Source organism: Bacillus sp. FJAT-14266, from assembly GCF_001719225.1.
In the GTDB taxonomy this organism is placed as follows: Bacteria; Bacillota; Bacilli; order Bacillales; family Bacillaceae; genus Bacillus; species Bacillus subtilis.
Genome location: NZ_CP017072.1, coordinates 2840204 through 2855015, shown reverse-complemented (window position 1 = coordinate 2855015; position 14812 = coordinate 2840204). Strand labels below are relative to the sequence as shown.

Sequence of the window (14812 nt, the reverse complement as noted above, 5' to 3'; positions counted from 1 at the left end):
GTCACAAGGCTTCCTTTTTTGCTATTTTTCATTTGTTTCCGCTGCGCCTCTCGGCAAAATGAGAACTTCAACCCGCCGGTTTTTGCTTCGGCCTTCCGCAGTTTTATTGGAAGCCACCGGTTTATACTCGCCATAACCCTTGGCGCTGAACACTTTTGCATCGAGCTTGGGGTTTTCAATCAGGAGCCCCATAAAGTTTACCGCTCTCATGACGCTTAAATGCCAGTTTGATTGGAATTCAGAATTTTTAATTGGCATATTATCAGTATGTCCGCTGATAATGATATTTCTTGGCGGGTTAATCACAAGAAGATTTGAAATCTCTTTTGCAAGCGGCACATCTTCCTTACGGATGGTCGCTTTTCCAGAATCAAAGAAGATGCTGTCTTTAATCGTAATCAGAAGGCCTTCACTAGTCATCTTCGTCTCCAGCTGATGTTCCAGCTTTTTATCTTTGATAAACTTTTCCACCTGGCTCTTCACATTTTCAAGTTCTTCTTGATCAGCTGCTTTTTCTTTTTCTTTCTTGTTTTTCTCTTTCTCTTCTTTTTCCTTTTTCACTTCATCGATGCCGTCTGACTCGTTTTCAGGAGGAGTGACACTGGAGTAGTCCAGTACACCGGTGCCGCCTGTAAAGACTTCATTAAATGATTTTGAGAGCATTTGAAACTTAGCTGCGTCAATCGAGCTGCTCGCGTACAGCACAATAAACAATGCCAGGAGAAGAGTAAGGATGTCGGCGTAAGGAACGAGCCATGATTCATCAACGTGCTCGTCCTCATGCTTCTTCTTCTTTTTTCTCGCCATTTTGCGCCTCTCCTTGTTCTGCAAATTTCAAGCGGTCCTTCGCAGGAAGATACATTAAAAGCTTTTGTTCGATGACTTTCGGTGCCTGTCCTTCTAAAACGGATAAAACACCTTCAATCATGACCTCACGCAGTTTTACTTCTTGTTTTGATTTTCGTTTTAATTTATTTGCGAAAGGATGCCATAACACATACCCTGTAAAGATACCGAGAAGTGTGGCAACAAAGGCGGCACTGATGGCGTGTCCAAGCTCATCTGTATTGTCCATATGAGAGAGAGCGGCAATCAGCCCGATTACAGCGCCGAGTACTCCAAGTGTCGGAGCGTACGTTCCTGCTTGTGTAAAAATAGCGGCTCCGGCTTGGTGCCTGTCCTCCATTGCTTCGACTTCCTCTGTCATAATATCTCTGATAAATTCCGCGCTTTGCCCGTCAACAGCCATGCTGAGCCCGTTTTTCAAGAAAGCATCATCTACATCCTCAATGCTTGCTTCTAAAGCAAGCAGACCTTCGCGGCGTGCAAGCTGAGCCCATTCAGAGAACATAGGAATGAGTTCCTCTATTGTGAGCTGTTTATTTTCCTTAAATAACACTCGAAACAGCGCAGGCACTTTTTTAATTTCTTTTGTTGGGAACGCAATAACGACTGCTGATATTGTCCCGGCGATAATAATTAAAATGGCAGCGGGGTTTGCAAGGGCGCTGAAACTGACGCCTTTCAGAACCATCCCGACGCTCAATGCCACAAAAGCAAGAATAATACCGATTAACGAAGTTTTATCCATAGTTTTTCACCAAATCCTTTTTTACTAGCTTGTCTATGGTTAATATCGGTTTTGGTGCCCGGAACTTTAGGGAGATTGTGAATTTGTTCATGAAATATTCAAGGAAGAGGCATAGAAGGGAGAAATAAACAAAAACGGGCTCTCCAAAATTGAAAAGCCCGGGTGTCTACTGAAATTAGCAGCTTGCTTGCAAGCTGTCCTTCAGATGGTATTCATATAATAGTAGAAATACATATTCACTGTATATAAACATGTTCCATCCCTCCTTAAAAAAAGTGTAAAGGATGAAGGGAAATAGCGCTTCAGGGGAAGGGACGGTATTTTCTAAGTCAAGAGTATGAAAGCATAAAAAAAGCGGCTTCCTAAAAGGAAACCGCTGATTGTTATTTCGCTCGCACTTTGATTTTATCATCTTCTAAAATCACGTGAAAACTTGTGATCTCGCCATTATCAAGCAGCAGATCAGTCATTTCATCCTCAACCCATTCTTGGATGGTTCTTCTTAGCGGACGTGCACCGAATGAAGGGTGGTAGCCCAGCTCAGCGATTTTTTCTTTCGCTTCATCTGTCACATTCAAGCTAATGCCCCGTTCAGCCAATGTTTCTTCAAGTTCTCCAAGAAGAAGGCTGACGATTTTTACAAGATGTTCTTTTTCCAATGAGCGGAACTCAATAATGCTGTCAAAACGGTTGAGGAACTCAGGTTTAAAGAACATGCTCAGTGAATCAATCAATGTTTGTTCTTCGATGACACTGTCATCTGATTGGAAACCGACTTTCGTTTGTTTCTCACCAGCACCCGCATTACTTGTCATGATGATCACAGTGTCTTTGAAGCTTACGGTTCTGCCTTGGCTGTCTGTCAGACGGCCATCTTCCATAATTTGCAGGAACATATGCTGAACGTCTGGGTGTGCTTTTTCAATCTCATCCAGCAACACAATGCTGTAAGGATTGCGGCGCACTTTCTCAGTTAATTGTCCAGCTTCCTCATGGCCGACATATCCAGGCGGTGAACCGATAATTTTAGATACGGCGTGTTTCTCCATGTATTCGCTCATATCGAGTCGGATAATAGCGTCTTTTGTGCCGAATAATTCATCTGCCAGTGTTTTAGAAAGCTCTGTTTTCCCTACGCCGGTAGGACCGACGAAGAGGAAGGAGCCGACTGGTCTGTTTTTGGATTTTAATCCGGCGCGGCTTCGTCTTACCGCTTTTGCCACTTTTTGAACAGCGGCTTCTTGTCCGATCACGCGTTCATGAAGTTTTGCTTCGAGTTCTTTCATTTTCGTTTGTTCGTCTGCCTGCAGTTTGCCGACAGGGATGCCTGTTTTTTGTTCAACAATTTCCTGAATGTGCTCAGCTTCCACAGTGACAGCGGTATGAGCGGAGGAGCTGTTCAGTTTTTTCTCCAATGCGAGTTCTTCATCACGGAGTTTTGCCGCCAGTTCGTAATTTTCTTCTTCCAGGGCTTTTGTTTTTGCGGCTTCAATTGCAGTTAAGCGTTCAGCGGCATCCTCATCATTCAGTTCATCAATTAACAGGTTGGCTTTTGAACCTGCTTCATCTAATAAATCAATTGCTTTATCCGGCAGGTGTCTGTCCTGAATGTAGCGGGATGATAAAGTGACACACGCTTTGATTGCTTCATCACTGAATGTTACGCCATGGTACGCCTCGTATTTGTTTTTAATCCCTTGCAGAATGAGGATAGCCTGTTCAATTGAAGGCTCCTGCACCATGACAGGCTGAAAACGTCTTTCCAGCGCGGCATCTTTTTCGATTTGACGATATTCTTTCAGTGTTGTCGCGCCAATGACTTGCAGTTCGCCTCTGGCTAGGGCCGGTTTGAGAATGTTGCCGGCGTCCATTGATCCTTCTGCAGAGCCTGCGCCGACGAGAAGGTGAATTTCATCAATGAACAGAATGACATTTTTTCGTTCTTTCAGCTCAGTGATCAGCTGTTTCATTCTCTCCTCAAATTGGCCTCTGATCCCTGTGTTTGCAACAAGGGATGCAACATCAAGCAAATATAGCTCTTTGTTTTTCAGTTTGTTTGGAACATCACCTTCAGCAATTTTTAAAGCGAGTCCTTCAGCGATGGCAGTTTTCCCTACACCCGGCTCACCAATGAGAACCGGATTGTTTTTGTTTCGGCGGTTTAGAATTTCGATCACTCGCGCCACTTCATCATCACGGCCGATGACGGGGTCAATGAGACCAGCTTTTGCACCGTTTGTAATATTTTGAGCCAGCTCATCAAGCAACCCTTTTTTTCCGCTTTGTTTTGCTGCGCTTTGTTCTTTCGGCTGGAATGCCTGTTCAAACGGAAATCCAAAAGATTGAGGACCCATACTCATTGAAGGTTTACGGGTCAGTTCGTTATAGCAAGTTTCACAAAGAACCATCTGTTTATGAATTGAATTTATTTGCATGTTAAGGCGAATCGTCGCCTCGTTTTGATGACAATGTTGACAACGCATTTGCCAAAACCTCCTTAATAATTTGATCTTCTTTGACCAATGAAAGTGAATAAAAAGGTCTATTGGATTTGACCTTCTTTGACTATTAGTATACGGCAAACTTAGCGGCATTCAAACCAATATGCTCAAAGCAGACTGAATATTTGACTATCTTTGACCAATTGATTTTTAAAAAAGGCCGGTTTGTTTGACCAACTTTGATTAATAGTATACTCTGACTATCTTTGACTTTCAAGTCTTATGCACAAAAAAATTTTGATTTGTTACAAAGTAAAACATGTTTTCTTCGTCTTTTCAAGGAACTTGTCTCATAGGTTATAAAAAGGCATATATGGACAAAACTGCGGTTCGTTCGGAGGGAAGAAATGGAACAATCAAAAGGGTCTGCAAGTCAGCTTGCTTTTGTGTATGTCGGCACAGTAGTCGGAGCTGGATTTGCGACTGGGAGGGAAATTGTTGAGTTTTTTCTGAAGTTCGGCTGGTTCGGTTTATTCGGCATTCTCGTCAGCGGCGGAATGTTTACGTTTCTGGGCGCCAAGCTGATGATCATTTCAAAGCGAATCAATGCCAAGTCATATCAAGAAATGAACATCTTTTTGTTCGGGGCGGCGGCTGGGCGGATTATCAATGTATTTATGCTGTTTGTTCTCCTCGGAGTTACATCTGTCATGCTTTCAGGGGCAGGGGCGCTTTTTGAGGAACAGCTGGGGATGTCCGCTCAGATTGGGATGCTTATTACAATCGGTCTGAGCTTAATTGTGATGACTAGAGGAGTAAAAGGCATTTTCGGTGTCAATGTGTTTGTTGTTCCCCTTTTAATCCTCTTTTCAATGATTGTAGTGGCCGACTCTTTTATATTCAGCGAATCACGAAACGCAGCTCAGTGGGTCTGGCCGCATCGCTGGGATTGGCTGTTATCAGCCTTTTCTTACGGGGCTTTGAATTTATCGCTTGCCCAAGCAGTTTTGGTTCCGCTGGCGAATGAAATGTCCTCGGAGAAAGTGATCAAAAAAGGCGCTTTAATCGGAGGGACGATGCTGACGATTGTGCTGTCCGCGAGTTTTCTGTCTTTGTCAACTCTTCCGGATGTATTTTTGTATGATATACCGATGGCACAAGTGGTTTATCTCTTTGCACGATCTGTCCATTTGATTTATTTACTCATTATTTTCGGAGAAGTGTTCACATCAGTTATCGGTAATCTATATGGATTAGAAAAACAAGTGCAAAGCTTTCTTCCAGTGAAAAGCAAATATATCTTTGCGGCCATTATGATCACGGCTTATATTACGAGCCAAATAGGGTACGGCAGGCTTATTTCAACGATTTATCCCTTGTTTGGCTATGTGAGCCTGGCCTTCATAGGCGCTTTGCTTTGCAAAAAAGCTCCTCGGCGGCGCAGTTTATAAATATATATAATGAAACGAACCGTCACTATAGAGCGATAATTGATCTAGGAACCGGGGACTGACTTTTTTATTGTCAAGAAAAACATCATTATGGTAAGATAGCAGAAGTGAAAAAATTGAAGAAAATCCGTGCGATATGCGGGAGAGGTTCTAGCTACACCCTCTATAAAAAACTAAGGACGAGCTGTATCCTTGGATACGGCCTTTTTTATGTTTTTCTAGAGCACCTTCCGAAAAAAGGTGTTTTTTTGCGTGAATTAGCTGTAGCGATGTCTCTCGCCGGCGTTTTTATTGCGGAGAAGGAGAGGAATCATGAAAAAAGAAAAAGCAATTGTCGTATTTAGCGGCGGCCAAGACAGCACAACATGCTTACTGTGGGCCTTAAAAGAATTCGAAGAAGTCGAAACGGTGACTTTTCATTATAATCAGCGACATTCGCAGGAAATTGAAGTGGCAAAATCCATTGCGGAAAAGCTTGGTGTGAAAAATCATTTGCTTGATATGTCACTTTTAAATCAGCTTGCACCGAATGCCCTGACTAGAAATGATATTGAGATAGAAGTAAAAGACGGCGAACTGCCATCCACATTCGTTCCAGGCCGCAATTTGGTATTCTTATCCTTTGCGTCTATCCTGGCTTACCAAATTGGCGCGCGCCACATTATTACAGGAGTTTGCGAGACAGACTTCAGCGGTTATCCTGACTGCCGTGACGAATTCGTGAAATCTTGCAATGTCACGGTAAATCTGGCAATGGAGAAGCCGTTTGTGATCCACACGCCTCTCATGTGGCTCAATAAGGCGGAAACGTGGAAGCTTGCAGATGAGCTTGGCGCGCTGGATTTTGTGAAAAACAACACGCTGACATGCTATAACGGCATCATCGCAGACGGCTGCGGCGAATGTCCGGCATGTCACCTTCGTTCAAAAGGTTATGAAGAATATATGGTGATGAAAGGAGAGCGTGCATAAATTGTTATCTCAAATTTATCCGCAGGCCCAGCATCCTTATTCGTTTGAACTGAATAAGGACATGCATATCTCAGCCGCTCATTTTATCCCTCGGGAAAGTGCGGGAGCGTGCAGCAGGGTTCACGGGCATACGTATACCGTAAATATAACCGTTGCCGGCGACGAACTTGACGATTCAGGCTTTCTTGTCAATTTCAGCGTACTCAAAAAACTGGTGCACGGAAACTATGATCACACGCTATTAAATGATCATGAAGATTTTTCTCAGGACGACCGGTATTCGCTGCCGACAACTGAAGTCGTGGCGAAAACGATTTATGACAACGTACAGGCTTATTTAGACACTTTGGAGAATAAGCCGACCTGTGTACAGGTGTTTGTCCGTGAAACACCGACAAGCTACTGTGTCTACCGTCCGAAAAAGGGTGGTTTGAATGGCTAAAGGAATTCCTGTATTAGAAATTTTCGGCCCGACGATTCAAGGAGAAGGCATGGTGATCGGACAGAAAACGATGTTCGTCCGGACAGCCGGCTGCGATTATTCCTGCAGCTGGTGTGACTCCGCTTTCACTTGGGACGGGTCTGCTAAAAAAGATATTCGCTGGATGACGGCGGAGGAGATTTTTGCGGAGCTTAAGGACATTGGGGGAGATGCGTTTTCTCATGTGACGATCTCAGGCGGCAACCCGGCTCTGTTAAAACAGCTGGATGCTTTTATTGAACTGCTGAAGGAAAATAACATCCGTGCAGCGCTTGAAACTCAAGGGACCGTTTATCAGGATTGGTTTACGCTGATTGATGACCTGACAATTTCTCCAAAACCGCCAAGCTCAAAAATGGTAACGAACTTTCAAAAGCTTGACCACATTTTAACTTTACTTCAAGAGAATGATAGACAGCATGCTGTCAGCTTGAAGGTTGTCATCTTTAATGATGAAGATCTGGAATTTGCCAAAACTGTGCACAAGCGGTATCCGGGAATCCCGTTTTATTTACAAGTCGGAAATGATGACGTGCATACGACAGATGATCAGTCACTGATTGCACATTTGCTTGGAAAATATGAAGCGCTTGTTGATAAGGTAGCTGTCGATGCGGAGATGAATCTCGTCAGAGTGCTCCCGCAGCTGCACACCCTGTTATGGGGCAACAAACGCGGAGTATAATAGAAAGGAAGATGAACATGACGACAAGAAAAGAATCAGAATTAGAAGGTGTAACATTGCTAGGCAATCAAGGTACAAATTATTTGTTCGAATATGCACCGGACGTGCTGGAATCCTTCCCGAATAAACATGTAAACCGTGATTACTTTGTAAAATTCAATTGCCCGGAATTCACATCTTTATGTCCTAAAACAGGCCAGCCTGACTTTGCGACAATCTACATCAGCTACATTCCTGATGAAAAAATGGTTGAAAGCAAATCATTAAAGCTGTATCTATTCAGCTTCAGAAACCATGGTGACTTCCACGAGGACTGCATGAATATCATCATGAATGACTTGATTGAATTAATGGACCCGCGCTACATTGAAGTATGGGGCAAATTCACGCCAAGAGGCGGAATTTCCATTGACCCGTACACAAACTACGGAAAGCCTGGCACGAAGTATGAGAAAATGGCCGAATACCGTATGATGAACCATGATTTGTATCCGGAGACAATTGATAATCGTTAATTATTCCGTTGTGTGATACGGAGTGTGAAACGAAGTGGAGTCACAGTAAAATCCGAACATTCAGCGTTAATTTTCAGCGGAATTGTAACCGAGTCACAGCGAAGTGTGACCCGCACTAAGCTCAATAAAAGTGTGACCTGAGGTGCAACCTGAACTGTGACTTTTATGCAGTGAAAAATTGATAGTACAGAAGCAGATTAAGGCGTACAATTTGTACGTCTTTTCTTTTTTATCCGAAAGAAAAAATGCCTATCTAGAGATCATAGGCATTAAATATTATTATCAATATCTTCATTATTTTTTGGCTAAGTTTCTGAACCTTCTCTTTAACATTTGAAACAGCTCTTTTTTGAATTTCATCAAAGTTCTCCTGAATATAGTCGATGACACTTCTTATTAGAACTTCACTTTCAAAATTGAATATCTCATTTATTTCTGACTGTTCTTCATCTGTTAGGTGATGGTATTGAAGTTGTTTAGCATTTACTTCAGCAGCTACATCAATCCTAACTTAGTTGTTCTGGTTGTACAATTTCATATTCACCTTCTGCATACTCTTGCTCCGCATAATGGCCTCCCCATTGACAGAGCTCCTGCAAGATAGGTTTAAGAGATTCTCCAAGTTCAGTGGATGAATATTCAACCTTCGGCGGTACTTGATTATACATCTTTCTGCTCACAAGTCCACTGGCTTCAAGCTCTCTAAGTGTTTGAATCAGCATTTTCTGAGTTATATTTGGGATAATGCGCTTTAATTCACTCGTTCTCTTTGGTCCATTCATTAAAAAGTATAATACAAGGCCTTTCCATTTTCCTCCAATAACTTCCTTTGTCACTTCAAACCCACAGCTAAATTTTTTCATGTCTAAAGCTCTCCATTCCACATTTATTACTTTTTAGTTACTATATCACAAAAAAGTGGGTACTTCCGATAATGTGCTTACTGAAGGATACTATATCTTGTAAGTTGTTCTTCAAGTACTTAAAGGTACTAGACATAAAATAATATTAATTCTAAAGGAGTGTTAAGTATGGGTAAATTTGAAGGTAAAATAGCGCTTGTAACGGGTGGAACAAGTGGGATTGGTCTTGCTACAGCACAAAAATTTGTAAACGAAGGTGCATATGTTTATATCACGGGACGTAGACAAAACGAACTTGATAAAGCTGTTAACCAAATTGGCAAGAACGTAACCGGTGTTCAAGGTGATATTTCTAAGCTTGAAGACTTAGACAAACTATATGACATTATAAAGCAGGAAAAAGGTAAGTTGGACATTCTTTTTGCTAATGCAGGCATCGGCAACTTCCTTCCATTAGGTGAAATTACTGAAGAGCAGGTTGATAGAACGTTCGACATTAACGTTAAAGGAACCATCTTTACTGTTCAAAAAGCGTTATCACTATTCCCGGACAAAGTAGGTTCTATTATTGTAACGGGCTCTACTGCTGGATCAATTGGCAACCCAGCGTTTAGTGTATATGGAGCATCTAAAGCAGCATTAAGAGCACTGGTTCGCAACTGGATTCTTGACCTAAAAGGTACTGAAATCCGTGTAAATGTGGTTAGTCCAGGAGGTATTCTTACACCTGCCTACGATGAGCTTTTTGGTGATGCACTTGAAGAGGTACTGGAAAATAGCAGAAATACTGTTCCAACTGGAAAAGTTGGGACACCTGAAGAAGTAGCAAACGCTGTATCTTTCCTTGCTTCAGACGAAAGCAGTTACTTGACGGGTGTTGAATTGTTCGTAGATGGTGGGCTAGCACAGGTATAATTTCACTGCGCAGAGATTACAAATAGTCCCCAAAAAAGGTTAATGGGGATTTACTTGAAGAAGTCGTATAAAAAAGTCGTTTTCCTTAAAGGACAGGGAATTCGACTTTTTTATATTTGAATTTGATTAACGTTGTAAATTCGCATTTTCCTGGGGCTACTACTAAATGACCTGTAAAAAAGATTACACTGTGAATAAATGTACTTAAAGTAACGGGGGCTCTTGACTTTTAATAAAAAATAATATCCCTGTCCTTGTATTCTAATACTTTTAAAAATATTTAAAGGAATCCTTATGTCCTGAATAACCACATAGGAAAATATGTTGTAGGTTGCTTTCTTTTTTTGTGGGGCATCCCACACAAGCTATCTCGTGATCTCACACCTGAACGTTTTTTATAGACTAGTACCGCGACAAGTTATATTACATATACATACCAATAAAGTAGACATTAAAAAGTGAAAGAGAGGATGGAAATGTGTGAAAATTCTTTTCCTTGAGAGTCATCCCATGTGGCTCTATGGTTTACCGAATGGGTTTAGGGAAGCAGGACATACCGTAATGATTTCCGGTCCTGTAAGTCGGGAAAATATAACTGAAATGATAGACGAATTTAAACCAGATCTAATAGTATCTATGGGATGGACACCAGAGCATTCAAGGGAAAAGCAGGCCTGGATTCGCAACGCTACTAAAAAGGTGAATATCCCTCTCGTTTATTGGGCAACTGAAGACCCGCTGCACACTCAAAACTTTACTATCCCGTTAATTAAAAAGATGAAACCGGATTTTGTTTTCACGGTTACGCCTTCTCTGTGTAAAACTTATGAAAGCATGGGGATTAAAGCAGCTCACTTAGACTTTGCATTTCACGAAAGTATACATCACCAGATTAAACCATTAGCGAAATACAGTTGTGATATAGCAGTGGTGGCTAATGCTTACCCTAATTTTCTTGAAGAACATCCGGAAGTGTTCCGTTCGTCCTCTTTAAAAACGCTTATTCGTCCTCTTATACGGAAAGGTATTCGCATTGATTTTTGGGGGAGAAACTGGGAAAAAATGAGTAAATATATAGGAAGAGAAATTCCCCCCAATTGGATCCATGGATACCTTGATTATACTGAAGCATATAAAGTTTACAGTTCAGCAAAAGTCGTTATCGGTTTGCAAAACTGTGAAAGCCAACTTACGCAACGCACCTATGAGATTCTTGGTTCCGGGGGGTTTTTATTGACATCGGATACACCAGCAGTTCGAGGTAAATTCAAACCTGGCCGCGATCTCATCGTTTCTTCCTCCCCAAAAGAAACATTGGAAAAGGTTAAATACTATTTGAATCATGATAGCGAGAGAAAAAAGATTCAGATAAACGGTAAAAAGGCTGTAAAGAATGATTCCTATCGGCATAGAGCCGAGAGAATGCTTGAGGTGCTAAAAAGCAGAGGAATTATAAGAAACTTAGGGGAAACCATTCATTATGTAGATGTTCTCAAAGAAAAATACCTGATCCATCATGTTACTCCCGGTGAAACATTATCAATAATTGCCAGGAAGTATAATGTTTCCCTGCAGCAACTCATGGAGCTTAATCATTTCAAATCAGATCAAATATATGCTGGACAAATCATTAAGATTAGAGAGAAACTGTTTAGAAATATTAATAACAAATTTTTCTAAAGGAGAGTAATATGAATGAAGGAGAGAATACCAAAAAAAGGAAATAGAGCGAATAAAGTAAAAAGAACGCCTCGTTATATGGAATTTCCCGTGACATACGAAGTATATCATGTGGAATCCGGCGATACATTATGGACGATTGCCAAATCCTTTAAAATTCCGGTACAACAACTTATGAATCTTAATAAGCTTTCTTCAGATAGAATTTATCCTGGACAAATTATAAAGATAAGAGAAAGATAATCTTTGAGGTTTCGGAAACGAATCAAATTGAAATGACAATCCTTATTTTTTTATTTGTGGGGAACTTGATATTTTTGGGGATGAAGGGGTTATGAGATGTTTCAAATGAGCTATTTCTATTCTGGATTAGGATGGGATTTTATTCAACACGTTGATCAAACGAACGGAGTATTAAATGTTGTGTCTCCTGATTTTTTCTATATCAGAAAAGATGGATCATTACTTCTCCGTTCAGCTAATCCCGATGTGATTAAAGCTCTTCATAGAAGAAAATTAAAAGTAGTTCCTTTTCTAAGCAATCATTGGGATCAGGATTTGGGACGATTTGCATTAATGAACCGAGTTCGTTTAGCTAAACAAATTTCTCATGCAATAGAAGAACTGGATTTGGACGGAATTAATATCGATATAGAAAACCTTACAGAAAAAGATCGGAATCTATTTACAGATTTTGTTAGATTGGTAAGGGAAAGTATTCCTAGACATAAAGAAGTATCAGTTGCAGTGGCGGCAAATCCTTTTGGCTGGACGAAGGGCTGGCACGGATCATATGATTACGAGTATTTAGCTAAATATGCAGATTATCTTATGGTTATGGCCTATGATGAAAGCCGCCTTGCTGGGCCTACCGCAAGTGTAGGATGGGTGGAAAAGTCCATTCAATATGTTCTGACCCAAAAAATCTCTCCTCAAAAACTAGTTTTAGGATTGCCATTCTATGGCCGCTGCTGGATGGAAGGCCAATCTGCCTCTCAAGCCATTCCCCTTTACCTTGTTGACTCATTAGTAAAAAGGCATAGCGGAACAATTATTTTTGACACCAAGAGTCAATCTCCAAAAGCTATTTTTACTGTCAATCACGATAACAAGGGGCCGTTGCCTTCGGGAACATATACATTATGGTTTGAAAATGAACAGTCACTCAGAGCAAAAATAAAACTCGCTCAAAAATATAATCTGAAAGGTCTTGGCAGCTGGAGTCTTGGACAAGAAGATGCGTCAGTCTGGAATACAGTGTTTAAAAATATATAATGATTTATAGTTCAGAACAAAATTCGAAGATAATTGCAATGAATCTCTAAATGGACATACTGAAAGGAGTTTATTACGAGTGTGGGTAAAACAGTGTGGGCATTCCATAGGCCCTTCTCCCGGAATGTTCTATACGAGGCATTACATTGGGCTTGAAATCCCCATTCAAACTTATGTTATAGTACGCATTTCAAGTAATTACGGATGTGTTGAATTTATTCTGCTTCCATGATTTAAGTCATACACATGCTACCTTAATAGCAGGATTATTGCATTTCATTCAGAATTGTTCAGGATCGATATGGAAGCGCACGACTAACTAGAACTTTAAAAACATACACTCATATACTTCCTGAATGGATGCTGGTTTATCTAAAAAACATGATGAGAATTGATTGGCCGCTCTCATTAAAGGATGGGGAAATTCAAGGCGCCAAGGTACGCATGGTGAAACATGACTTGTTGATAATCGACCATATAGTTTCTCCTTAGAAATGAGGGGGTTTTTACATAAAAAAGACGAGCGAATCCGGGGGGGAATTCCACTCGCCGCTTTCTAATGAAAAGACGGGATGCTGGATGGCAGCTCGTCTGTTTTATTATAATTTAACGAACGTATGTTTGTGAAGATGTCTTTTCGAATGAATTGGTTCATATAACCGTTAAGAACAGATTCATTGTAAACATTCGCTAAGGTATGCTAAGATGCATGGACTATAAAGGAGTGATATGAAGTGAAGACATTGCGGTTAAACAATGTAACGTTAGAAATGGCTGCATATCAAGAGGAGAGCGAGCCGAAGCGAAAAATTGCATTTACCTTAAACGTTACGAGTGAGACTTACCATGATATCGCTGTCCTGTTGTATGAAAAAACGTTTAATGTCGAGGTTCCGGAACGCGATCTTGCCTTCCGGGGGGAAATGACAAATTATTCAACATCATTGACCAACCTGTACGAACCAGGGGCCGTCAGCGCGTTCTATATAGAAATAACGGAAATAGACAAAAACGCCGATTCATGATCGGTGTTTTTTATGTAAAAAAGCTGCCGGCCGGCAGCTTTTGAGAAAGCGAATTTCATATGTAAGGTGTTAAATTGTCCGTCTTGCAGTTTTTTGAATAAATGTGGAAATAAGGAGGTTTTAATAGGAGTCTCTGATGATCTTATAATTTTTATGATTAACAACTGTCAATGAATCTAACTCAAGATCCCGATAGTTATCCATGATCGTCACATCAACGATAACAGAATTCTCATTTACTTTTTCAACAACACCGGTTAATCCGTTTTTAAATTCAATGACATTCCCAACCTTAGCGATTTTCACAAGCTTCCTCTCCTTTAAACATAATAATGCCTTTTGAAAGTATTTTGCAGTATTTTCATTGAGAAGTAAAGCGATAAGGAGTTTTATCTCCCTTATGAATTGTTCTGTCGCTATAAAGATGATATATTGATTTTCGTCAATAGAAAGAAAAGGGGGGAATTTTTGTTGCGTCCCGAAGAAATAACAGAAATGATTGAACAGCTGCGCACCGGCGCCATAAACGAACTGAGAGTCCAGAAAGAGCATTTTCTTGATTTCAGGGCCGTGTTATCTAAACAAGATGATTTTAAACATTTCCGAGGAATTGCCCAGCAAGGCGGAGATGTTATCTTTCAATACTTAGAACAGCCAAGAAGCTGAAGGTTTCTCATACGTGAGAAGCCTTTTTATCATATATGACAGAACACAAGCCTTTTATTACAGCTGTCTGTAACAGGTGTAAATAAAATGTAAAGTGTCAAAAATGGATAAACATGTTTTAATTTGACAATATTTATAGAATTTCAAACTGTTTTTTTGCCATTAAGCAGTGAGTCATCCTCTTTATTCCATCCTGATACCTCCTTGGGAGAGTTGGAAAATCTTTTTCCGTGAAAATGAATGGATCTCTTG

At 40.7% G+C, this 14812-nt stretch carries 16 protein-coding genes and 1 riboswitch; of the genes, 11 read left to right on the top strand and 5 right to left on the bottom strand.

What is annotated here, in order from left to right:
• Positions 1 to 21: 21 nt before the first annotated feature.
• The 3 genes from motB to clpE form a co-directional block, all read right to left on the bottom strand.
• A complete protein-coding gene (motB, locus tag BGM23_RS14670) occupies positions 22 to 807 on the bottom strand; it encodes a flagellar motor protein MotB (RefSeq protein ID WP_003232473.1) in 786 nt (261 codons plus the stop codon).
• A complete protein-coding gene (gene motA / locus BGM23_RS14665) occupies positions 779 to 1591 on the bottom strand; it encodes a flagellar motor stator protein MotA (RefSeq protein WP_003238984.1) in 813 nt (270 codons plus the stop codon). The genes motB and motA overlap by 29 nt, the downstream gene beginning before the upstream one ends.
• A 383-nt stretch (positions 1592 to 1974) precedes the next feature.
• Complete coding sequence (gene clpE / locus BGM23_RS14660) at positions 1975 to 4074, bottom strand: ATP-dependent protease ATP-binding subunit ClpE (RefSeq protein WP_029726991.1); 2100 nt, start codon at positions 4072 to 4074, stop codon at positions 1975 to 1977.
• Between the two features lie 365 nt (positions 4075 to 4439).
• Between clpE and BGM23_RS14655 the strand changes: the two genes are divergently transcribed.
• From BGM23_RS14655 to queF, 5 genes are all read left to right on the top strand, one after another.
• A complete protein-coding gene (locus BGM23_RS14655; protein WP_021479408.1) occupies positions 4440 to 5483 on the top strand; it encodes a YkvI family membrane protein in 1044 nt (347 codons plus the stop codon).
• A 138-nt stretch (positions 5484 to 5621) separates the two neighbouring features.
• A riboswitch (PreQ1 riboswitch) is annotated at positions 5622 to 5666 on the top strand.
• A gap of 129 nt (positions 5667 to 5795) precedes the next feature.
• The gene (queC, locus tag BGM23_RS14650; RefSeq protein ID WP_021479407.1) at positions 5796 to 6455 is read left to right on the top strand and encodes a 7-cyano-7-deazaguanine synthase QueC; all 660 of its coding nucleotides are present in this window, start codon (positions 5796 to 5798) and stop codon (positions 6453 to 6455) included.
• Positions 6448 to 6897 carry a 6-carboxytetrahydropterin synthase QueD gene (gene queD, locus BGM23_RS14645; RefSeq protein ID WP_003232462.1) on the top strand — a complete coding sequence of 150 codons (450 nt, stop codon included), beginning with the start codon at positions 6448 to 6450 and terminating at the stop codon, positions 6895 to 6897. Before queC ends, queD begins: the two co-directional genes overlap by 8 nt.
• On the top strand, positions 6890 to 7621 hold the full coding sequence (gene queE / locus BGM23_RS14640) for a 7-carboxy-7-deazaguanine synthase QueE (protein WP_029317718.1): 732 nt from the start codon (positions 6890 to 6892) through the stop codon (positions 7619 to 7621). Before queD ends, queE begins: the two co-directional genes overlap by 8 nt.
• Before the next feature lie 17 nt (positions 7622 to 7638).
• A complete protein-coding gene (queF, locus tag BGM23_RS14635) occupies positions 7639 to 8136 on the top strand; it encodes a preQ(1) synthase (RefSeq protein ID WP_003218613.1) in 498 nt (165 codons plus the stop codon).
• Between the two features lie 506 nt (positions 8137 to 8642).
• Here queF and BGM23_RS14630 read toward each other — a convergent pair.
• Positions 8643 to 8999, bottom strand: a complete 357-nt coding sequence (locus BGM23_RS14630; protein WP_014417586.1) for a winged helix-turn-helix transcriptional regulator — start codon at positions 8997 to 8999, stop codon at positions 8643 to 8645.
• Between the two features lie 168 nt (positions 9000 to 9167).
• On the opposite strand from BGM23_RS14630, the gene BGM23_RS14625 reads away from it, so the two are divergent.
• The 5 genes from BGM23_RS14625 (at position 9168) to BGM23_RS14605 (ending at position 13894) form a co-directional block, all read left to right on the top strand.
• Positions 9168 to 9914: an SDR family NAD(P)-dependent oxidoreductase gene (locus tag BGM23_RS14625; protein ID WP_029317719.1), complete on the top strand. Its 747-nt coding sequence runs from the start codon at positions 9168 to 9170 to the stop codon at positions 9912 to 9914.
• A gap of 480 nt (positions 9915 to 10394) precedes the next feature.
• Entirely contained in the window at positions 10395 to 11594 is a 1200-nt protein-coding gene (gene ykvP, locus BGM23_RS14620; protein ID WP_029726993.1) for a spore protein YkvP, read from the top strand.
• A gap of 15 nt (positions 11595 to 11609) precedes the next feature.
• Positions 11610 to 11837 (top strand): LysM peptidoglycan-binding domain-containing protein, encoded by a 228-nt coding sequence (locus BGM23_RS14615; protein ID WP_029726994.1) that lies wholly within the window; start codon positions 11610 to 11612, stop codon positions 11835 to 11837.
• A 96-nt stretch (positions 11838 to 11933) separates the two neighbouring features.
• Complete coding sequence (locus BGM23_RS14610; protein WP_029726995.1) at positions 11934 to 12869, top strand: glycosyl hydrolase family 18 protein; 936 nt, start codon at positions 11934 to 11936, stop codon at positions 12867 to 12869.
• 734 nt (positions 12870 to 13603) lie between these two features.
• Complete coding sequence (locus BGM23_RS14605; RefSeq protein ID WP_029726996.1) at positions 13604 to 13894, top strand: YkvR family protein; 291 nt, start codon at positions 13604 to 13606, stop codon at positions 13892 to 13894.
• 120 nt (positions 13895 to 14014) lie between these two features.
• On the opposite strand, the gene BGM23_RS14600 is transcribed toward BGM23_RS14605, so the two are convergent.
• Positions 14015 to 14200: a YkvS family protein gene (locus BGM23_RS14600; protein ID WP_003232446.1), complete on the bottom strand. Its 186-nt coding sequence runs from the start codon at positions 14198 to 14200 to the stop codon at positions 14015 to 14017.
• A 165-nt stretch (positions 14201 to 14365) separates the two neighbouring features.
• Here BGM23_RS14600 and BGM23_RS14595 point away from each other — a divergent pair, with 165 nt between their 5' ends.
• A complete protein-coding gene (locus BGM23_RS14595; protein ID WP_003218622.1) occupies positions 14366 to 14560 on the top strand; it encodes a hypothetical protein in 195 nt (64 codons plus the stop codon).
• Positions 14561 to 14812: the final 252 nt, after the last annotated feature.